The sequence below is a fragment of the Uliginosibacterium gangwonense DSM 18521 genome (genome assembly GCF_000373965.1).
Classification (GTDB): Bacteria; Pseudomonadota; Gammaproteobacteria; order Burkholderiales; family Rhodocyclaceae; genus Uliginosibacterium; species Uliginosibacterium gangwonense.
Genome location: NZ_KB892834.1, coordinates 303,799 through 324,580 on the forward strand (window position 1 = coordinate 303,799; position 20,782 = coordinate 324,580).

The window sequence follows — 20,782 nt, forward strand, 5'->3', positions numbered from 1 at the left end:
GATAAGTTAGTCATACGAAGTATTTTGCTTCTGCCAGTGGTTTGCCTCATTGATCTCTTGCAGACGAAGTGATAGTGCCTTGGATACTACTGATGGCGAGTTTGTTCCAGGCACTGCTGCGCTCAAATTCGGGCGCCCAATAATCGATGGTTTTGTAGAGAAACTGCAATCTCTGAAAGCCTCCTAACAGGCTGCACCACACGTTTTTGGCAGAGCATCTGTGGTGGTTATCTGGCACAAAATCAACGTCATTGCCAGTCATCTTGGTAAATTTGCGGCGGCTAGAGCTTTCAAATAAGAAACCGTGCTCACCACCAAAAGCATTCAATTCAATAACGAGAACATCAAGAATAGGGGTGGCTTTCACGCTTGAATGCCTTCTTTGAGCAAACGTTGCAAGTATTGTCCATAGCCATTTTTGGCGAGTGGCTGAGCCAGTCTCTCCAATTGCTCAGCGTTGATAAAACCTTTACGGAAAGCAATTTCTTCTGGACAAGCAACTTTCAGTCCCTGGCGGTGTTCAATGGTTTCGATGAAGTTGCTGGCTTCGATCAGGCTCTCATGAGTACCGGTATCCAGCCATGCATAACCCCGACCCATGATCTCCACACTGAGCTGGTCGCACTCTAGGTAGATGCAGTTCAAGTCGGTAATCTCCAACTCGCCCCGTGCCGATGGCTTGAGGCTGGCGGCAAAATCAACGACCTGATTGTCGTAAAAATACAGGCCGGTGACCGCATAGTTACTCTTGGCTCTGGCAGGTTTTTCTTCCAAACTGGTGGCACGACCTTGCGCGTCAAACGTAACTACGCCGTAACGCTCGGGATCTTGCACATGATAGGCAAAAACCGTTGCGCCCTGTTCGCGCCGCGTCGCTTGTTCAAGCTGGGTGTGCAGGTCATGGCCATAGAAGATGTTGTCGCCAAGCACCAAGGCACTTGGCGAGTTACCAATGAAATCTTTGCCAATCACAAAAGATTGGGCCAAACCATCCGGGCTGGGTTGCACGGCGTATTGCAGGTTGATGCCCCACTCGCTGCCATCGCCTAGCAATTGCTCAAAACGCGGGATATCTTGCGGGGTGGAGATAATAAGGATGTCTCGAATGCCTGCCAGCATCAAGGTGCTGAGCGGGTAGTAGATCATGGGCTTGTCGTAAATCGGCAGGAGTTGCTTGGAAACCACCTTGGTAACGGGGTAGAGCCGGGTACCTGAGCCTCCTGCGAGAACGATGCCTTTGTGTTTCATGTAATTTGCCCTGTGTAGTTTTCTCAGCCCATGCGCAATAGGCACCAAATTCAAGGTGGTGGCCCAGCTCACACTCTATCTTGCCAGCATCAACGGTGTAGCGGCAATTATGGTCAGGGCTGTCGGTGGCGTAAACAATATGTTCGCGATAACTTTTGCCATCAGCTTGAGCGCCAAGTTCGTCACGCGGGGCGAAAACCCTATGAACAATGTCAAGGTTAGGTCTGTCATTCCTGCCGTCAACGTCGTGAGCCTGGTCGACTGGCCCTGTTTCTAATACACGACGGGTAGCACTACAATGATCTTTGACGTAGAACCTGCTACGGATTTGCTGCCCGTTACCATACATTGACGGCAGCTTGGCTGGCAGCATATTGACGAGCATTAGCGGGGTGAGCTTTTTCGGGATGTCGCCTTGCGCGAAAACATAGTAGCGATCACCATTGAGACTTTGCAGGCTCTCAACGTAGGTGAACTTGCCAAGGTTGACGACCTGCTCATTCGGCTCAGCGAACCGCTCAAGTATAAGGTTACTGCCGATAAACCCAGTTCCGCCAGTGACAATAACACTCACAAACCACCTCAACCAAAAGAAATCCGCCGGCAGCACCTTCCGTGAGGCAGACTCACCGGGGGCAGGTAGCCTCCATGAGAAGCTACTGGCACCCTGCACATGCATTCTAACTATTATGCTAATTGTAACATTTTGTGGGTATAAATGGGGCCATTTAGCACAGTACCGCAGCGTCCCATCTTAGGCTGTGGTCAAAAGTAGAAATTAAGAATTTATCTATACACAGTGAATAATGATGCTTTCATTTCATGTAGTACCAAATAGGTATATGGTCTCAGGAAGTGACAGATGAGTTGCGGAGCTGTGTAGCACCACTCATCTCGCCCAGACCAACGCAAACAGTGGATAAGGAATTTGTCCGCAAAACAAGGGCGGGACACAAGCCCAAGCCTGAGCGGTTGGTGTGTGAAGCCGTCGTGTTCGTTATGTACCGGGTGTCAGTGGAAAGCCCTGCCGTTCGAGCGTTTTGGCAGCACTATTGCGATCCATAAGTGCTTTCGGCTTGGCGCAAAAGGAAGCAGGGCTAATCCCACGGACAGGGGAAAAACGGCGCCAGTGCCACTTGCTCGTCGACGGGCGTGGCGCGCCCTTGTCGCTCATCCTGACCGGCGCACACCGACAGGATGTCTCCGCAGTTGGCGCTATACCCCAGACAATGCAAATCCAGCGCTTCACTCCACCGCTATACCATTCCAAACACTTGTATGCAGGCGCCGGATGCAGCAGTCAGGCTGCCCTGCAAAGCATTCTGGCCCACAGCGACACCCCGTGTGAAAGAGCATGACCATCAGTTTTGTGATTTTTCTAGCCAAGAATGGTGAGACCTGCTCACCTGCATGCCCTATGTGCCGAGGAAGAGAAGAGGCTCAAACATCGCACATTGCAGTCTAAACCGAAGCCAGGCCGAGAATGAACCAAGCCGTCAGACTGACTTGCTTGCTTTTGGCCATGCAGAAAGCAAAAACGCCAACCACATGGGTCGGCGTTTCTGTTTGAATCCTTTTGGTGGCCAGTCGCGGAATCGAACCACGGACACGCGGATTTTCAATCCGCTGCTCTACCAACTGAGCTAACTGGCCAACCGAGAGAGGCATTATAGCCATCTAGTGGCTATAATGCAAGGCTCTCGATCCCGCTTACAGGCCGAGGTTGCGCACCAGGATGGTGGTTAGCCCGGCTTGGTTGAGCGAGTAGAAGTGCAGGCTGGGGGCACCGCCTGCGATGAGGCGTTCGCACAGCGCCGTGACAACCTCCAGCCCGAATGCGCGCACGCTTTCGGCATCATCCCCCAGGCTTTCGAACTTGCGGCGCATCCATTGCGGGATTTCCGCGCCACAGCTCTCCGAAAAGCGGGCGAGCTTGGTGTAGCTGGCGATCGGCATGATGCCGGGTACGATGGGGATGGTGACTCCGGCCTTGCGCGCTGCGTCTACAAAGTGGAAGTAGGCATCCGCGTTGTAGAAGTATTGCGTGATGGCGGAGTTGGCCCCGGCCTTGACCTTGCGCACGAAGGCAGCCAAATCGGCATCAAAGCTGCGGGCCTGAGGGTGGACTTCGGGGTAGGCGGCAACTTCGAGGAGGAATTCGTCGCCCGTTTCCCGGCGGATGAATTCGACCAGTTCGTTGGCGTAGCGGAATTCGCCGGGGTCGGCCATGCCGGAGGGCAGGTCGCCACGCAGAGCGACGATGCGCTTGACGCCCATCTGGCGAAACTCGGCGAGGTGCTCACGGATGCTGGCCTGGGTGGCGCCGATGCATGAGAGGTGCGGGGCGGCTTCGAGCCCGGCTTCGCGGATTTCGCGTACCACCTGCAGGGTGCGGTCCCGTGTGGAGCCACCTGCGCCGTAGGTCACAGAGAAGAATTCCGGTGCCAGGATGGCGAACTGGTCGCGCACGCTGCGCAGCTTTTCCACGCCTTCGGGGGTTGCAGGGGGGAAAAACTCGATACTGAAACGGGGTTTACTGCTCATGGTCTTCACAACTCCCTGGGAGGGGTACAGCGGGTTGCCCCGCTGTACCGGCGCCGATCAGTAGCGGTAGTGGTCAGCCTTGTAGGGGCCTTCGATGGGGACGCCGATATAGTTGGCCTGCTCTTCGGTCAGCACGGTCAGTTGTGCGTTGAGTTTCTTGAGCTGGAGGCGGGCGACCTTTTCGTCCAGATGCTTGGGCAGGGTGTAGACGCCGACCGGGTACTTGGCGGTCTGGGTGAAGAGTTCGATCTGCGCAATGGTCTGGTTGGCGAAGGAGGAGGACATGACGTAGCTGGGGTGGCCGGTGGCACAGCCCAGGTTTACCAGACGGCCCTTGGCGAGCAAGATGATGCGGTGGCCATCAGGGAAGATGACGTGGTCGACTTGCGGCTTGATTTCTTCCCACTGGTATTTTTCCAGCGCGGCGACTTCGATTTCGTTGTCAAAGTGGCCGATGTTGCAGACGATGGCCTGGTCTTTCATGCGGGCCATGTGGTCGTGGGTGATGACGTGGAAGTTGCCGGTGGTGGTGACGAAGATGTCGGCCTTGTCGGCGGCGTAGTCCATGGTCACAACACGGTAGCCTTCCATGGCGGCTTGCAGGGCGCAGATGGGGTCAATTTCGGTGACCCATACTTGGGCGGAGAGTGCGCGCATGGCCTGGGCGCAGCCCTTGCCGACGTCGCCGTAGCCGACGATGACAGCGACCTTGCCGGCGATCATCACGTCAGTGGCGCGCTTGATGCCATCAACCAGCGATTCGCGGCAGCCGTAGAGGTTGTCGAACTTGCTCTTGGTGACCGAGTCATTGACGTTGATCGCCGGGAACTTGAGTTCGCCCTTGGCATGCATCTGGTAGAGGCGGTGGACGCCGGTGGTGGTTTCTTCGGTCACGCCCTTGATCTGCGCGAGACGCGTGGAGTACCACTTGGCATCCTTGGCGAGTTTGGCGCGGATGGCGGCAAACAGAATGGTTTCTTCTTCGGAGCTGGGCTTGGCGATCACCGAGATGTCCTTCTCGGCACGGGCGCCCAGGTGCAGCAGCAAGGTGGCATCGCCGCCGTCATCCAGAATCATGTTGGAGTAGCCGCCGTCGGCCCACTCGAAGATGCGGTGGGTGTAATCCCAGTAGTCGACCAGCGATTCGCCCTTGACGGCGAACACGGGGATGTTTTGTGCAGCAATCGCAGCTGCAGCGTGGTCTTGCGTGGAGAAGATGTTGCAGGAAGCCCAGCGCACTTCGGCACCCAGGGCAACCAGGGTTTCGATCAGCACAGCGGTCTGGATCGTCATGTGGAGCGAGCCAGTGATACGGGCGCCCTTGAGCGGCTGGCTGGCCGCGTATTCGTCACGAATGGCCATCAGGCCGGGCATTTCAGTTTCGGCGATGCGGATTTCCTTGCGGCCCCAATCGGCGAGCTTGATGTCAGCGATAACGAAATCGTTGAAGGTGTTTGCCACGGTGTTCTCCTAGAACAGGTGGCCAGAGGCGGTGGGGGAGCATAGAGAGGGCTCACCTTGTTTGCCGCGCCTGGCACGGTTGAACAGGTGAGCGCCGTTGAATCAGCCCGGTCTGTAGAGCACGGGTTCCGAGCCTGGGATTGCGGGAAACGGGTTCCAGCAAGCTCGCAGCGCTCCTCGGAAAGGTTGCCAGTATAAATGTACGGCCATGCATTTGCCAGTACCACATGACCCAAGGTACGCATATCGTGTAGAGGCACTTTGCGCCATATAGACTGACACCATGACCACTTGCGGAGAACCTGGCGATGTGGAAGCTGCTGGGCACCCTGTTCCTGTTGAGTCTGGCTGCATGCCAGGAAAAACCGCCACTGCGCATTGGCTTCATCGGTAGCACCAGCGGCCGATTTGCCGACCTTGGCGTAGCGGGGCGCAATGGCGCGCAGTTGGCCATCGACTTGCGCAATGCGGCAGGCGGCATCAAGGGCCGCAAGCTGGAGTTGATTGCCGAAGATGACAAGAACGACAGGGACACCGCCATCAAGGGGTTTCGCGCCCTGGAGCAGGCCAAGGTCGAAGCCATCATCGGCCCGGTTACCAGCAGCATGGCCACCGCCCTGGTTCCGCTGACCAATCAGGCCAATCTGGTCATGATCTCCCCCACCGTCACCACCACCCTGCTCAGCGGCAAGGACGACCAGTTTTTTCGCGTGGTCGCCAGCGTCAAGACCTTTGCTGAACGCATGGCCAAAACCCTGTGTAGCCAGCATCAATTGAGCAAAGCAGTGATCATTTCGGATATTGCCAACGCCGATTACACCCGCTCTTGGGAAATTGCGTTCTCTGCCGCTTACATTGCGCAAAACTGTAGCGTGGGCAAAGCCTTGGAGTTCGATTCCAGGGCGGAACGTAATTATGGGGATTTGGCCGACGCGGCCCTGCGCACCCAGCCACAGGTTGTGGTCTTCATCGCCAGCGCTACCGACACCGCCCTGTTGGCGCAAAAACTCAAGCAGAAAAATCCCAAAGTCATGCTGGCCGTTACGGGATGGAGTGCCACGGACAGGCTCATCGAACTGGGCGGGCAGGCAGTGGAAGGCACACTGGCCGAACAGTATTACGACCCCTTCAGCCAGAGCAAGAACTACCTTGAGTTTCGTAACACATATGCCAAAAGATTTGGCGAAGAGCCCGGTTTTTCCGGTACTTTGGGGTTTGACGCGGCCACGGTCATTCTCAATGCAATTGATAAGCAGGAAAAGGGCCTCAGCCTGAAAGAAACACTGCTCAAAACCCGGCATTTTGCAGGCTTGCAGGAAGACATTGATTTTGACCCAAACGGCGACGTTTTCCGCTCGCGGCATATTACATTCGTGAGGAATGGCCGATTCGAACCCATTGATTAAGGCGCAAAGCCACCGCCATGCTCACCCTGCGTCGTCTCCTCGTTCTGGGTTTCTCACTGCTGGCACTGCTGCCGCTGGCCGCTGGCAGCTTGGCCATCTGGTATCTGTTGATGCCGGGCCTGCAGGCCCAGGCCATCGAAAACAGCACCATACTGGCCACCACTCTGGTCAATCAGGTGAGTCATTTCTTTGACATGCCAAAAGACTTGCTTCTGGCAGGCGCCCACGTACTTGAAGACAAAAGCATCCCCAATCGCCAGATCGACGATGTCCTGGGCTTGATCACCCGCGCCAACAATGTAATCTCGGCCACTTACCTGACCGATGCACAACGCCGCATCACCCATGTCGCGCTGGAGCCCTCTTCCAGCCTTGACAGCCACGATCTAGTGGGCTTGGATCTTTCCGCCCAGCATCCGTTTACCGGGAGTCATGACAAAGGCGTATTGCGCTGGAGTGATGTATTCCTCTCTGCCCTCAGTACCGAGCCTACGATTGTTGCCTCCATTGATCTGGACCAACGTACGCTGGCCGGAGAAATCTCGCTCAAGCACCTGTCCAGCTTTGTCCATTGGGCAGCCGTGCGCAATGACATGCAAGTTATCATTACCGATGCACGCGGCCAAGTGCTGGCCCACCCAGACCCGGAAGTTGCACGAAGCTTCGCCAACCTCAGCCATCTTGCATTGCTGCAAAGAGCCCAGGCCAGCGGCAAGGCATCCGACATCTTTGAACTCCACGGGGAGCGTTATATCGGTACCGCCATGCTCATCAAGCCCCAGAACTGGATGGTGATTGTGGCCCAGCCCCTGGAGACAGCATTGAAGCCCGGTTGGAAAACCCTGAGGGTGATCGGCTGGCTCGGGCTGGCGGTGTTGTTCATGACGTTGTCAATCGGCTATTTCATGGCGCGCTGGCTTGCCATGCGCACCGAAGCCGTGGCCCATGCCGCCATGAACGCCGCCGAAAGCCATGAAGAAGTGAACTGGCCGAATATTGCCATTACCGAATATGCGCAACTGGTTACCAGCCTGCGCAGCCTGATCCAGACCATCCGCGCGCGCGAACAGGAACTGCTTGAGGCCAATACCACCCTGGAAGACAAGGTGGTGCAACGTACCACCGCACTCACCCACGCCAACGAGCAGTTGGCGACCGTGGTCAGCGATCTGACCCACACCCGTACCCACCTCGACCGTACCGAACGCCTTGCCGCCCTTGGCCGCCTGGTGGCTGGCGTGGCACATGAACTGAACACCCCGATCGGTAACTGCCTCGTGGTTGCTGGCACCATGCAGGCCAGCACCCAGGCTTTCATGGCCGTTCCCCCGGAAAGCATGCGGCGCAGCACTTTGCAGGAATATCAGGAACAAATCCTGGAGGCATCGGCCCTGCTGATACGCAACCTGGAACGCGCGGCCAAACTGATCCAGTCTTTCAAACAAGTCTCCACGGATCAGCAATCCGCCCAACGGCGCACGTTTGATCTGGCAGACATACTCGATGAGGTGCGAACCCTGCTCACCCCATTACTCAAGGAACATGAAATCACGCTCAACATCGATATCCCACTTGGGATCATCATGGATTCCTACCCCAATGCACTGAGCCAGGTGATCAGCAACCTGATCGAGAATGCCGTCATTCACGCCTACAAAGACCGCCCGGAAGGCATCATTCAGATAACATGCGAAAGGGGTAAGGGCGGATACCTTCAGCTCAGCGTAACCGATCATGGTTGCGGCATTGCCAAGGAACTGTTGCCACAGATCTTTGAGCCCTTCTTCAAGACCCGGTTTGGGCAGGGTGGCACCGGGCTTGGCTTGCATATTTCCTACCAGGTCATGACGGGCTTGCTGGGTGGAACAATCACCGTCGATAGCACACCGGGCAGCGGTAGCTGCTTTATGCTCGACCTGCCGCAAAAAGCCCCAGCCCCCGCGCAGGATTAACCCTTATCTGTAGCTTCAGCCGCCTTGCGGTGCTGTATCCATTGCAAAAGGTCCGTCGCCGTCATCGGCCTGCCAAACAGATAGCCTTGTGCCTCGCGGCAACCCAGTTGCTGTAACAGCATTGCCTGCTCTTCGGTTTCCACCCCTTCGGCAATCACCTGGATGCCAAGCTTCTGCCCCAGCTGGATCACCACCCCGGCAATACTGGCTTCGATCTCGCCTTCACGCAGATCCTGCACAAAGGCACGGTCGATCTTCAGGCGGTCGAATTTCAATTCCTTCAATTGCGCCAAGGACGAAAAACCAATGCCAAAGTCATCAATAGCCAACTGGATGCCTTGGGCGCGAATGGCTTCCAGGGTTGCATGTACGTAGGAAGCATGTTCCATGGCCACCGATTCGGTTACTTCCAGCTCCAGATTATGCGGATCAATTCCGCTCGCCGCTACAACCTGCTTGAGGCGCCAGAGAAAATCGGGCTGACGGAATTGGACGGCCGACACATTCACCGCCATGCGCACACCTGCCACGCCATGCTGGTGCAGAAACGATAGCATCGACAAGGCTTCGCGCAACACGAAGTAGCCGATATCCCGGATCAGGCCGGATTGCTCGGCGACTGGAATAAATCGGTCTGGCCCGATCAATTCACCGGATTCGGTACGCCAGCGAACCAGCGCCTCCAGCCCAAGCAATTTGCCCGTTCCCAATGCCACCTGGGGTTGAAAGACCACAAACAGCCCGGTGCTGCGCAAACTTTGACGCAAGCCATTGAGCATGGTGACCCGCTCCAGGGTGCGGCGGGACAACTCCGGGGTGTACCACACCAATTGCCCACGTTGACTAGCCTTGGCCTGCCGCAAAGCCTGAAATGCCGCCTCCAGTGCCGCCGCGCCACCTTCGGTCTCAACATCGCCCAGGCGGGTCAGGCCAATGCTCACCGACACCATGGTCTCCTCACCCAGCACAGCCAGGGGCGTGGCAAAATTCGGCAGCAAAATAGCGGGGGTCACCAAGCTGTCTTCGCCCAGCACGGCAAACACGTCTGCGGCGATCCGCGCCAAGCTCACCTGCATGGGCAGGCTGCGGCGCAGGCGTTCCTTCAAGGCGCGCAGAAGGGCATCGCCAAACGCCTGCCCCAGTGCATCGTTGATCTCACCAAAATGGTCAATGTCGATCAGCGACAAAACCATCGGCTTATGCCTGTGTTCTTGATAGGCTGCGTCAAGCTGCTCGGTCAGGTTGCGTCGGTTGGGCAGGCCCAGCAGGCGATCAAAGTAGGCATCATGATGGAGGCGTTCCAACAAGGCCCGATTGTCAAGACACGAGGCAAAGTGCCCGACAAAGGTATCAATTACGCTGTCATCCACCAGATCCGGCTCCAGCGTTTCACTCACCACAAAGAGCAGCAGAAAATGCCCGTCATGGGCCTGGATTCGCAAGGCGACACCGCGTTGGCACCAACGTATAACCTCGTGTTCGAGCACACGACAACAACATTCCAAAACGACTTTGTCATCCAGCTCTTCCAGCGACTTGCCTACATATCGGCTATACGCATCGGAAGCCCAGATGGTCTGGATCTGGCTATAGGCAGCCCCCGCCTCTCCCAGTATGACAAAGCCTTCGGCTTGGCACTGCAACAGGCTGGCAAACTGTGCAAGTGTGCCTCGCACAAACGCGAGTTCATCCACTTCACTGATCAGTGCGTTACCGGCCTGGATGATGTGGCGCAACTGGCTGCGCCCTCGCTCGATGGCATGAATCTGGCGATAGGCCCGTACCGCAGAAGCCAGGCAGGTGTAGAGGTGGCCACGCGTAAGTTCGGACTTGGTCCGATAGTCATTGATATCGTAATCGCGGATTGCGGAGATCTCTGGCGCAAAACCCGGCTGCCCGGTATGCAGGATGATGCGGGTATCCGTAATGCGTAGATCATTGCGGATGGCCTTGACCAAGGCGAGCCCGGCATGTTCATGCTCCATGACCACATCAAGCAGGATGGCTGCGATATTGCGCTCAAGGCGAAGGATTTCCAGTGCCTCGCCCGCATTATGGGCATTCAGGAACTCAAGCCGCCGATCCAGGATCAGCACATCGCGCAGGGCAAACTCAATGGACTGGTGGACACTGGTGTCGTCATCCACTATCAGCACGCGCCAAACGTGTTGCGTAGGCAAAACCTGCTCAGCGGCCTCCTCGCCAAGGAAACCGATGAAATCCGTTTCATGCTCGTTGTGCTTATCAAGCGTCATTGCCGCAGGACCCCGCCTTCCCCTTACCGAAAGAACCGCCAGCGCACACTCACAGCGAATATGTCCCTATTGCGGCATACTACGCAGGTGCTAGCGTATCTCAAAATACTTTTCAACTGATACGCCTGTTGGTCAAACTTGTTGCACATGCAATCCTGGCCCGCCTCATAGAACCTGTCTGCACGCTCATTGCGGTCTGAGCATCACAAATTTTACATGTTCAGACTCCCCCGGACGCAGGGAGACTTGCTGGTAATGAATCTGGCCACGCAGGGGGTGGAGAAAGCCACGTTCGCCCCCTTGACGTTCGAGTACGTTGTGCTGTTTCCAGAAGCGAGCGAAATCCGGGCTGGCCGCAGAGAGTTCCTCCACCAGACGCAAGAGTGCGGGTTCTTCCAGGCGGCTACGACAATCGGCGCGAAATTCCGCTGTGATGCGCCGCGCCCGACTATCCCAATCGAGCAGAAAACTACGTGCCTGCGGGGCCAGGAATACATAACGCAGCATGTTCGGCAAAGGCTCGCCTGCCTGTCGGGGCTGGTCGAGCCAGCCGGTAAACAACTCGGCAGCAGCGGCGTTCCAGCCCAGGATGTCCCAATAGCGCCCCATCAGGTAGGCGGGCACCTGGATATCATTGAGCAATTCGATCAGCAGCGTGGGCGCGTCATCGCTTTCTGCCAGACTGCCTTGGGGGTCGCGGCGATCCGCCATCTCGAACAGGTAGGCCCGCTCGCTACGGGTCAGGTGCAGGGCGATCGCCAGCCGATCCAGGGTTTCAGCCGAAACATTCACTTCCCGCCCCTGTTCAATCCAGGTGTACCAAGTGGGGCTGATGCCAATCAGCTGGGCCATCTCCTCGCGGCGCAAGCCACTGGTGCGCCGCCGGTTGCCTGCGGGCAGGCCAAAATCGGCAGGCTGGCTGCGGTTGCGGATGATCTGGAGGAACTCACCCAGCTCCTTGCGCCGGGCGATTGCCGCTTCGTTTTTCACGTATTGCCCCCTATTTGAACCTGTTCACAATCTGTAGCGAGAGGCCGTCAGCGGGACGAAGAGCAGCGCAGAAACCGGAGTTTATTCGAATAAATGAGGATTTCGAGCAGCGCATGAGTTCCGATCACGGCCTCACAGTAAGATTGTGAATAGGTTCTTTGGTATTACTTCCAATACTAGTATAGGCACTGGTCTTGTTCGGGTATAGAGGGCTGGGTAATATCCGTTCCACTCACTGGGGAACTTATAAACCGATATATCGCCCCGGTAACCCGAACAACGCGCCCGACAAGGGCCTCTGCGAGGAATAAACGCCATGGCCGGCAAGACCCTTTATGACAAATTGTGGGACAGCCACGTCGTCCGCCAGGAAGAGGACGGTACCTGTCTGCTCTACATCGACCGTCACCTCATGCATGAAGTGACCAGCCCGCAAGCCTTTGAAGGCCTGCGTCTGGCGGGCCGCAAGGCCTGGCGCAGCTCCTCCATTGTGGCCGTGCCTGACCACAACACGCCGACCAACCATTGGGATCGTGACATCGAAGACCCGATCTCCAAGGCACAAGTGGATACGCTGGACGCCAACATCAAGGAATTCGGCGCCCTGGTGTACTTCCCGTTCAAGCATGCCAATCAGGGGATCATCCATGTGATCGCCCCGGAAAATGGGGCCACGCTGCCGGGTATGACGGTGGTGTGCGGCGATAGCCACACCGCCACGCACGGCGCCTTCGGTGCGCTGGCGCACGGCATCGGCACCTCGGAAGTGGAACACGTGCTCGCCACCCAGACCCTGGTGCAGAAGAAATCCCGCGCTATGCTCATCAAGGTGGAAGGGCAACTCGGCGCTGGCGTGACGGCCAAGGACGTGGCGCTGGCCATCATCGGCAAGATCGGCACCGCTGGCGGCACGGGCTACTGCATTGAATTCGCAGGCTCCGCGATCCGTGGCCTGTCGATGGAAGGACGCATGACGGTCTGCAACCTTGCCATTGAAGCGGGTGCCCGTGCTGGCATCATCGCCGCTGACGACACCACCGTCGCCTACCTGCAAGGCCGTACCCACGCCCCCAAGGGCGCAGACTGGGACAAGGCCGTGGCCTACTGGAAGACCCTGCACTCCGACGCAGACGCCAAGTTTGATGCCGTGGTGGAAATCCCCGCCGCATCAATCGAGCCGCAAATCACCTGGGGCACCTCGCCCGAGCAAGTGCTGGCCGTGGGTGGCACCGTGCCGAATCCGGCCAAGGAAGCGGACCCAGTCAAGCGCGCCAGCATTGAACGTGCGCTGCAATACATGGGCTTGCAGGCCGACATGAAGCTCACCGACATCACCATCGACAAGGTGTTCATTGGCTCCTGCACCAATTCCCGCATCGAAGACATGCGAGCAGCAGCGGCCGTGGTCAAGGGCAAGAAGGTTGCAGCCAATGTGAAGCTGGCACTTGCTGTGCCGGGCTCCGGCATCGTCAAGCGTCAGGCAGAAGCCGAGGGGCTGGACAAGATCTTCATTGCAGCCGGTTTTGAATGGCGTGAGCCGGGCTGCTCGATGTGTCTGGCCATGAATGCTGACCGCCTCTCGGCCGGTGAGCGCTGCGCCTCCACCTCCAACCGCAACTTTGAAGGCCGTCAGGGTCCTGGTGGGCGTACCCATCTGGTCAGCCCGGCCATGGCTGCCGCCGCCGCGATTGCCGGTCATTTTGTTGACATCCGCCAAGCCTGATTGAGGAGATACAGATGAAAGCCTTTACCCGACTCAATGGGCTGGTGTGCCCGCTTGATCGCACCAACGTCGACACCGACGCGATCATCCCCAAGCAGTTCCTCAAGTCGATCAAGCGTAGCGGCTTCGGCCCCTTCCTGTTCGATGAATGGCGCTACACCAACTATGGTGAGCCCGGCATGGACTGCACGAACCGCCCAAAGAACCCGGACTTCGTACTCAACCAGCCGCGCTACCAAGGTGCACAGGTGTTGATCGCCCGCGACAACTTCGGTTGCGGCTCCAGCCGTGAGCATGCCCCCTGGGCCATCGAAGATTACGGCTTCCGCGTCATCATCGCCCCCTCGTTTGCCGACATCTTCTTTTCCAACACCTACAAGAATGGCCTGCTGCCCATCGTGGCCAGCGCCGAGATTGTGGATCGTCTGTTCAAGGAATGTGCCGCAAGCGAAGGCTATAAGCTGGATGTGGATCTGGAAGCCCAGACCGTGACCACCCCGAGTGGTTTCAGCTTCAAGTTCGACATCACCCCGCACCGCAAGCATTGCATGCTCAACGGCCTGGATGAAATCGGCCTGACGCTGGTGCACGCTGAAGAAATCAAGGCTTTTGAGGCTAAGCATAAGGCCGCTCAACCCTGGCTGTTTGCCTGAAGATTTTTGTGTCTGAAGTATTTGCTTGATGATCCAAGCCCAGAACCTTGCAACTGCGTACCAAACACAATTTGGCAACACAGTCATGCAATGCCTTGCCGACACCTCGCCCCACAAGGGCGGGAGCGGCAAGGGTTTTCGCCCCCATGAATTACTGGAAGCCGCGCTGGCAAGCTGCATGAATATGAGCCTGCGCATGTACGCCGAAGCGCACGACCTGCCCTGGGCAGGCACGTCGATTGAAGTCACGCTGGACCGCAGCCAAGCGGGCCAGACGATATTTGATTACTGCGTCCGCTTCGATCCGGCCACCTCGCCCGACGCCCAAGTCCGCCTACTGCGGGTGCTGGAGCATTGCCCGGTACGCAAGACCTTGAGCGGATCGTTGGCTTTCCGGGATGCCACCCAGGCACCCCAGACCCCGTCTGAAACCTGAAACTCCCGCCTATTTTTTCAGCGCGTCACGAATCTCACGCAGCAGCAACACGTCTTCCGGCTCGGCAGGCGCCTTAACAGGTTCCGGCTCGGGTACTGGCTGGCGCTTGAGGCGGTTGATCTGTTTGATCATCACGAAGATCACAAACGCCAGGATCAGAAAGTTGAGCGAGATGGTCAGGAATTTGCCCCAGGCTAGCACAGGCACGCCTGCCTTGCGCAGCGCCTCCAGATTGTCTGCCACACCCACGGGAATCGTACCCAGCACCGCGTAGAGGTTGGAGAAGTCGACTTTGCCGGTCACGGCACTGACCAGAGGCATGATCATGTCGCCCACCATCGAGTCGACGATCTTGCCAAACGCCCCGCCGATGATCACCCCCACCGCCAGGTCGATCACATTACCTTTGAGGGCGAACTCCTTGAACTCACTGATTATGCTCATCTTTATTCTCCGGTTTAGAACAGATTTTCAGGGGCACGCACTGCGAAGTCTGACTGAACAGGCGCCAGGCGACAATCTGCCTTGATGTGCGCAATCTGGCAATTTAGGCAAGTATTTGCAACGACCGTACATCGGCATGACGCACACCAAGCGTGGCATGTATCAAAAGGCATAGAAAACAGTAGGGTATGATGCGGCTTCCATCTTTCAGGAAACTGTTTGGATGCATCTGCGAATCGCCACTGCCATGCGCGTGCTGGGCTTTGTACTGGGCGGCTTTTTTGCCTTGTCGGCCGCCATTGTGCTCTTTGTGTGGGCCAGCTTCGACGCCAGCCGCGCCGGGGCGGGCATGGCACAGTATTTCCACGACCAGTACCAGCGCACGCTGCACCTGGGCGAAGAGCCTATTCTGCGCATGCGCCCCTTCCCAGTGCTGGAGCTACGCAAGGTCAGCCTCTCGGAGCCAGGCAAAAGTGCGCCGTTTGCCAGTGCTGAGCGCATCCGGATCAAGCTGCAACTCATCCCGCTGCTGCTGCACCAGACGGTGATGCAGAGCATTGCCTTTGAAAAACTGGAACTGAATCTGGCGCACACCCCCGATCAGGGCTGGAACCTTGCCGATCTGCTCGCCGGTGGCGAAGGTTTGCAGGAGATGCCCTGGCTGGTGCAACTGGACAGGCTGGATGTGGATAACGCCCAGTTGAACCTGGAAGACAAGGCTACGAATACCAAGCTCTCACTCACCGAGCTGGGGCTGCATACCGGTTCCCTGCGCAACGCCGTGCCCGGTAATGTGCAAGTGCGCGGAGTGGCCCATCCAGCCGGTAGCAATGAAGAAGTCAAACTGAGCATCGAGGCCCACTACACCCTGAAGGAACAACTGGCGGCCGGCCAGCTTGACCGCCTGCACATCCAGTTCGATGGCGACACCCTGGGTCTCAAGGGGGCTTCGTGCAACCTCGATGGCAACGGTCTGGTCTGGCAAACAGGCGGCAACAAACTCAATCTGGCGGGTGCCAGCCTGCATCTGCGCGGCGCGCTGGGCGAGCAGGCGCTGGAGTTTTCGGGCGATCTGGCCACGCTGGCGCGTGACGGGGTAGGGCTGGACGGCAAGGATTGGAAGGCCGATCTGGTGATCCGCAAACTGGATCGTGAAACCCGCCTGCACGCCGATATCCCGACCCTGAGCAAAACCCCGGACGGTTTCCAGGCCGCAGTGTTCCATAGCTCGGTGGAACATCATAGCGGCAAGCAAAGCCTAAACTTCAAAGCCGATGGCCCGATGAACGTGGACTTCAACCACGGGGTCGTCAGCCTGCCAGTCAGCCAGGGAGCGCTGAACCTAGAATCCACGCTGCTGCGCGGTGGCAAGGCAAATCTGCCCCTCAAGGGGAAAGTGGTCTGGCACCGTGCGGGCGAGAAACAGGTCAATACCATCGAACTGGCGTTGAGCCTGCTCAGTGGCAAAGATGCGCTTGATCTGGCCGGAACCTTACAACAGGTCTGGCCGCCGCGCGGGCAAATGGATGTGGGTACGGCACACCTGGACCTGGATCGCCTACTCACCCCAGTCGGCCTGCAAGACGGCTTGGCCAATGCCTTGCCCGCCTTGGGAGAGGCCAGCCTGACCGGCAAGCTCAATCTGGCCCAGCTTCGCGCCAGAGGTATACGGCTCAATACGCTCAAAGGAGCCCTGAACCTGGATCAGGGCAAGCTCGCCTTGAATGGGTTACAGGCTGATCTGTACAGCGGCAAGCTCTCGGGCGATCTGGTGGAAGAGCTGGGCAGCGGGCATTTCGACTTCAAGGGCGAATTTGAGCAGATCGCACTCTGGCCCCTGGCCCGTGACCTGGGCCGCCGTCTGCCGCTGGCAGGCGAATTCAGCGGCAGCCACACACTGAGCGGCAGTTTCAAGGCAGGCCAGCCCGTGACTGCCAGCCTGCAAGGGGCGGTACGCTGGAAGATCCAGAACGGCTCGATTCAGGGGCTGGACATGGCACGCAGCCTGCGCGAATTTCACACTTCTATCCGTGCTGGCAAAGCCACGGCACGCAGCTCCAGCGTCAGCGAAAATATGCTGATCACCGCTGCCAGCAGCCGTTTTGTGTTCGATAATGGGAAACTCGTTGCCGACAGCATTGTCGCAGGCAATGACTGGCTGAGCTTGAGCGGCAGCGGTACGGCAGACCTCAATAGCGACGAGATCGACTTCAGCTTGAAGACCGATATTCTCCCCAAGGTTGCCACCACATCCGCCCGAGACCTGATTGATCTACGCGGCAAACCGATTCCGATCCGCCTGAAGGGTAAATCGGTCGGGCCGGACGTGCGCTTTGAGCCCACGCTCCAATTGGCTGCAAGCAATACGCGCAAGATGCTTGCGCCTGTACACAGGGTTTCCAGGTAGTGGACAAGAGTTTCAAAATTTACATCGTAGGTGGGGCGGTACGTGACCGTCTGCTCGGTCTGCCGATTCAGGATCGGGACTGGGTGGTGGTGGGTGCCAGCCCAGACGACATGCTTGCGGCAGGCTTTCGCCCGGTGGGCAAGGATTTCCCGGTCTTCCTCCACCCCCAGACGCAGGAGGAATACGCCCTGGCCCGTACCGAACGCAAGACGGCGCCAGGATACAAGGGCTTCGTGTTCCATACCGACCCCGAGGTCAGGCTTGAGGACGACCTGATCCGCCGGGATCTAACCATCAACGCGATGGCCGAAGACGATGCTGGTGCGCTGATCGACCCCTTTGGCGGGCAGCGTGATCTTGAACAACGGGTGTTCCGCCACGTCAGCCCCGCATTCATGGAAGACCCCGTGCGCATTCTGCGGCTGGCTCGCTTCGCAGCGCGCTTTCCAGATTTCTCCGTGGCCCCGGAAACCCTGGCGCTGATGCGCGAGATGGTGGCCAATGGCGAGATTGATCATCTGGTGCCAGAGCGTGTGTGGCAGGAAATCTCCCGGGGGCTGATGTATGCCCGCCCCTCGCGGATGATCGAGGTGCTGCGCGAATGCGGCGCGCTGGCCCGCCTGATGCCGGAGCTGGATTGCCTGTTCGGCATCCCCCAGCCAGCACAGCATCACCCGGAGGTGGATACCGGTGCCCACGTGTTGCGAGTCATCGATTACGCCGCCGCACAGAACGAACCGCTGCCCGTGCGCTGGGCGGCCTTGCTCCACGACTTGGGCAAGGGTGACAGCCCGCCGGAACAATGGCCCCACCATTATGGGCACGAGCAGAGCGGCGTCGTGCGGGTCGAGGCCGTCTGCACACGTCTGAAAGTGCCGGTAGACTGCCGCGATCTGGCGGTGCTGACCTGCCGTGAGCATGGCTCGGTACACAAGGCGAGTGAAATGCGCGCCAGTACCCTGACGAGTTTTCTGGAGCGCACCGATGCGCTGCGCCGCCCTGCCCGGCTCGAAGGTCTGCTGGCCGCTGCCAGTTGCGATTTCCACGGACGGCAGGGCTTCGAGGATCAGGCTTTCGCAGCCCCTGCGCTCATCCGCCGCGCCTTAGCAGCATTCACCGGCGTGGACGCGGGGGAGCTGGCCCGCAACCTGGAAGACAAGTCCCAGATTCCGGCCCGCCTGCATGAAGCCCGCAGCCAGGCCATCCGCCAGGCGCTCGGGCTCGACGCAGACACTCACCCGGTTTGATCGCTGCCCATGCGTATGCGTCTTCAGGCGGGTCTGATGGTCGTGCTGCTGGGTAGTCTGGCTATGGCTCCGGCCATGGCCGAGCAGACCTTGCCCAGCTTTGCCCAGGTACGCGCCAATTTTCATCCCTCTGATGGCGTGTTGCTGGATCGCCACGGCGAGCCCCTGGCCGACATCCGCTTCGACCCCAACACACGGCGCATGGAGTGGCAAACCCTGGGCAACCTGCCGCTGGCCTTGCGTGAAGCCTTATTGGCGGCGGAAGACAAACGCTTCTTTGAACACACCGGGGTCGATTGGATGGCCGTTGCCGGTGCCGCCTGGCAAAACCTGTGGGGCAGCCATAAGCGCGGCGCCTCCACACTAACCATGCAACTGGCCGGGCTGCTCGAACCCAGCCTGCGCATGCCCAATGGCGCCGGAGCACGGCGCAGCATGGCCCAGAAATGGGACCAGGGGCTGGCCGCCGTCGAGTTGGAGGAGCACTGGAGCAAGCCCCAGATTCTGGAGGCTTACCTCAACCTCGCACCCTTCCGGGGAGATCTGCAGGGCGTGGGCGCTGCCAGCGAATTACTGTTTGGCCTGCAGGCCAACGCCATGACCCGCAAGGAAGCCTGCATCCTGGCTGCCCTGTTACGTGGCCCCAATGCGCCCCCGCCCCTGGTGGCCAAACGCGCCTGCCTGCTCGCCAACAAGCTAGGCGACGGCCTGCTCTGCACCGAAATCACGCAGCTTGCCAAGGCACGCCTTGATCAGCCACGCGGGGCGCGGTATACCCTGGCCCCTCATCTTGCGCACCTGCTGCTCAAGCATCCGGGGCAGAAACTCACCAGCAATCTGGATGCAGGGCTGCAGCGCAAGGTGGTCGACGAAATCAACACCTGGAGCGATCCGGCCGCCGCTGCGATTGTGCTGGACAACGCCACAGGCGAAGTGCTGGCCTGGGTGGGTGGGCAAAACCTGAACCATCCTGATGGCGTGAGCAGCCGCCACCCGGTCACCGACTGGGCATGGCCGCATCTGGCTGCACTGGCCCTGGAACGCCGCCAGATCACCGCCGCCACCCCACTGACCGACATTTCTACGATCACGGACGCCAACGATGCGCGCCTGGGCTACACATGGCACACACTCCGTACCGCACTGAACCAGCGCCAGACCGGCAGCCTGCGCCAGTTGATCGGCACCCTGGGGCGTGACCCGATCAATGAGCGCCTGCGTGCCCTGGGGTTTGACCCTGCCGAAACCAGTGTTGAGGGCAACACTCCGCTTTCCCTGACGCAACTGGCATCGGCATGGCGGACACTGGCCGCGAATGGCAGCTTTGTCCCGGCACGCATCCTGCCCAGCGACAATGGCATCCACAACGTGCTGCGCCCTGAAGCAGCTTTTGTGGTGGAAGACATGCTGGGGCAGGCCCATGCAGGGGGTTGGGACGCCTCCTGGATTATCCCCGGTGCCACAACGGGCCAGACCGTAATCATCGGCAACACAGATCGTTATACGCTCGCCATCCGGGGCGCCATGCCTGCGCCCCGCCTCAATTGGCAATGCCTGCTCAAAGCAATCGGCGCGGATACCGCTCGTGCGCCTACCCCCACTGACGGGGTTGTGCAGAATCTGGTCTACTTCGATCCGGCAGAGGAAGCCCCGCGCCGTGAGTGGTTTTTGCGCCACGCCGACCTTTCGGGCATGGTCAGCTATCTGCCCAATCGACGCGCACGCATTGTTGAGCCAGAAAACGGCACGACCCGCATCATCGGGAACGAACCTGACGCCCACTGGACCTTCCTCGCCCAAGGAGGGGTACCGGTGCGCTGGATACTGGATGGGCGACAATTAGGCGAAGGCATGCGCATTGACTGGTCGCCACGAGTGGGTCTGCATCGCCTGAGTTTGCGTAGTGCCAACGATGAGCAACTCGACAACGTCGAGTTCCTTGTCACACAGCCTGAGCCTTCGGACGCCCCAGACGAGGAGCGGCCATAAAAACGCACTGAAGGTGGAGGGCGTCTA

General features: G+C 58.6%; 15 protein-coding genes, 1 tRNA gene, 1 pseudogene and 1 riboswitch. Of the genes and pseudogenes, 8 read left to right on the forward strand and 9 right to left on the reverse strand.

Features of this window, described 5'->3' with window-relative positions:
- Window positions 1–46 precede the first annotated feature (46 nt).
- From B145_RS0101390 to ahcY, 6 genes and pseudogenes are all read right to left on the reverse strand, one after another.
- Window positions 47–367 (reverse strand): dTDP-4-dehydrorhamnose 3,5-epimerase family protein, encoded by a 321-nt coding sequence (locus tag B145_RS0101390; RefSeq protein WP_018604642.1) that lies wholly within the window; start codon window positions 365–367, stop codon window positions 47–49.
- Complete coding sequence (gene rfbA / locus B145_RS0101395; RefSeq protein WP_018604643.1) at window positions 364–1,248, reverse strand: glucose-1-phosphate thymidylyltransferase RfbA; 885 nt, start codon at window positions 1,246–1,248, stop codon at window positions 364–366. Before rfbA ends, B145_RS0101390 begins: the two co-directional genes overlap by 4 nt.
- A gap of 115 nt (window positions 1,249–1,363) precedes the next feature.
- Window positions 1,364–1,927 (reverse strand): annotated as a pseudogene (locus B145_RS29580) (hypothetical protein); the annotation flags it as partial.
- 898 nt (window positions 1,928–2,825) lie between these two features.
- A tRNA-Phe gene (locus B145_RS0101405) sits at window positions 2,826–2,901 on the reverse strand.
- Window positions 2,902–2,958: 57 nt separating this feature from the next.
- A complete protein-coding gene (gene metF, locus B145_RS0101410; RefSeq protein WP_018604645.1) occupies window positions 2,959–3,792 on the reverse strand; it encodes a methylenetetrahydrofolate reductase [NAD(P)H] in 834 nt (277 codons plus the stop codon).
- Between the two features lie 57 nt (window positions 3,793–3,849).
- Entirely contained in the window at window positions 3,850–5,253 is a 1,404-nt protein-coding gene (gene ahcY / locus B145_RS0101415; protein WP_018604646.1) for an adenosylhomocysteinase, read from the reverse strand.
- 82 nt (window positions 5,254–5,335) lie between these two features.
- Window positions 5,336–5,438, reverse strand: a riboswitch (S-adenosyl-L-homocysteine riboswitch).
- 123 nt (window positions 5,439–5,561) lie between these two features.
- Here ahcY and B145_RS0101420 point away from each other — a divergent pair.
- Complete coding sequence (locus B145_RS0101420; RefSeq protein ID WP_018604647.1) at window positions 5,562–6,659, forward strand: ABC transporter substrate-binding protein; 1,098 nt, start codon at window positions 5,562–5,564, stop codon at window positions 6,657–6,659.
- Between the two features lie 17 nt (window positions 6,660–6,676).
- On the forward strand, window positions 6,677–8,611 hold the full coding sequence (locus B145_RS27135) for a sensor histidine kinase (RefSeq protein ID WP_018604650.1): 1,935 nt from the start codon (window positions 6,677–6,679) through the stop codon (window positions 8,609–8,611).
- Here B145_RS27135 and B145_RS0101430 read toward each other — a convergent pair.
- On the reverse strand, window positions 8,608–10,866 hold the full coding sequence (locus tag B145_RS0101430; RefSeq protein ID WP_018604652.1) for a GGDEF/EAL domain-containing response regulator: 2,259 nt from the start codon (window positions 10,864–10,866) through the stop codon (window positions 8,608–8,610). The genes B145_RS27135 and B145_RS0101430 overlap by 4 nt on opposite strands.
- Window positions 10,867–11,052: 186 nt before the next feature.
- On the reverse strand, window positions 11,053–11,856 hold the full coding sequence (locus B145_RS0101435) for a helix-turn-helix transcriptional regulator (RefSeq protein WP_018604656.1): 804 nt from the start codon (window positions 11,854–11,856) through the stop codon (window positions 11,053–11,055).
- A gap of 316 nt (window positions 11,857–12,172) precedes the next feature.
- Here B145_RS0101435 and leuC point away from each other — a divergent pair, with 316 nt between their 5' ends.
- From leuC to B145_RS24005, 3 genes are all read left to right on the forward strand, one after another.
- The gene (leuC, locus tag B145_RS0101440; protein WP_018604658.1) at window positions 12,173–13,579 is read left to right on the forward strand and encodes a 3-isopropylmalate dehydratase large subunit; all 1,407 of its coding nucleotides are present in this window, start codon (window positions 12,173–12,175) and stop codon (window positions 13,577–13,579) included.
- A gap of 14 nt (window positions 13,580–13,593) precedes the next feature.
- Window positions 13,594–14,232 (forward strand): 3-isopropylmalate dehydratase small subunit, encoded by a 639-nt coding sequence (gene leuD / locus B145_RS0101445; RefSeq protein ID WP_018604660.1) that lies wholly within the window; start codon window positions 13,594–13,596, stop codon window positions 14,230–14,232.
- Between the two features lie 85 nt (window positions 14,233–14,317).
- A complete protein-coding gene (locus B145_RS24005; RefSeq protein ID WP_157288218.1) occupies window positions 14,318–14,668 on the forward strand; it encodes an OsmC family protein in 351 nt (116 codons plus the stop codon).
- A 9-nt stretch (window positions 14,669–14,677) separates the two neighbouring features.
- Here B145_RS24005 and mscL read toward each other — a convergent pair whose 3' ends face one another.
- Window positions 14,678–15,112: a large conductance mechanosensitive channel protein MscL gene (mscL, locus tag B145_RS0101455; protein WP_018604664.1), complete on the reverse strand. Its 435-nt coding sequence runs from the start codon at window positions 15,110–15,112 to the stop codon at window positions 14,678–14,680.
- Between the two features lie 223 nt (window positions 15,113–15,335).
- Here mscL and B145_RS0101460 point away from each other — a divergent pair, with 223 nt between their 5' ends.
- Genes B145_RS0101460 through B145_RS0101470 form a run of 3 tightly spaced genes read left to right on the forward strand, consistent with a single transcriptional unit; the run spans window position 15,336 to window position 20,755 of the window.
- Window positions 15,336–17,519, forward strand: coding sequence for an AsmA family protein (locus B145_RS0101460; RefSeq protein WP_018604666.1), 2,184 nt, complete (start codon window positions 15,336–15,338; stop codon window positions 17,517–17,519).
- Window positions 17,519–18,766, forward strand: a complete 1,248-nt coding sequence (locus B145_RS24010; RefSeq protein WP_018604669.1) for a multifunctional CCA addition/repair protein — start codon at window positions 17,519–17,521, stop codon at window positions 18,764–18,766. Before B145_RS0101460 ends, B145_RS24010 begins: the two co-directional genes overlap by 1 nt.
- Before the next feature lie 9 nt (window positions 18,767–18,775).
- Window positions 18,776–20,755: a transglycosylase domain-containing protein gene (locus tag B145_RS0101470; RefSeq protein WP_018604670.1), complete on the forward strand. Its 1,980-nt coding sequence runs from the start codon at window positions 18,776–18,778 to the stop codon at window positions 20,753–20,755.
- The last annotated feature ends 27 nt before the right edge of the window (window positions 20,756–20,782 follow it).

Coding starts and splice junctions, on each gene's coding strand:
- rfbA (WP_018604643.1), bottom strand. CDS start 1,248: ATGAAACACAAAGGCATCGTTCTCGCAGGAGGCTCAGGTACCCGGCTC.
- metF (WP_018604645.1), bottom strand. CDS start 3,792: ATGAGCAGTAAACCCCGTTTCAGTATCGAGTTTTTCCCCCCTGCAACC.
- B145_RS0101420 (WP_018604647.1), top strand. CDS start 5,562: ATGTGGAAGCTGCTGGGCACCCTGTTCCTGTTGAGTCTGGCTGCATGC.
- B145_RS27135 (WP_018604650.1), top strand. CDS start 6,677: ATGCTCACCCTGCGTCGTCTCCTCGTTCTGGGTTTCTCACTGCTGGCA.
- B145_RS0101430 (WP_018604652.1), bottom strand. CDS start 10,866: ATGACGCTTGATAAGCACAACGAGCATGAAACGGATTTCATCGGTTTC.
- leuC (WP_018604658.1), top strand. CDS start 12,173: ATGGCCGGCAAGACCCTTTATGACAAATTGTGGGACAGCCACGTCGTC.
- leuD (WP_018604660.1), top strand. CDS start 13,594: ATGAAAGCCTTTACCCGACTCAATGGGCTGGTGTGCCCGCTTGATCGC.
- B145_RS24005 (WP_157288218.1), top strand. CDS start 14,318: ATGCAATGCCTTGCCGACACCTCGCCCCACAAGGGCGGGAGCGGCAAG.
- mscL (WP_018604664.1), bottom strand. CDS start 15,112: ATGAGCATAATCAGTGAGTTCAAGGAGTTCGCCCTCAAAGGTAATGTG.
- B145_RS0101460 (WP_018604666.1), top strand. CDS start 15,336: ATGCATCTGCGAATCGCCACTGCCATGCGCGTGCTGGGCTTTGTACTG.
- B145_RS0101470 (WP_018604670.1), top strand. CDS start 18,776: ATGCGTATGCGTCTTCAGGCGGGTCTGATGGTCGTGCTGCTGGGTAGT.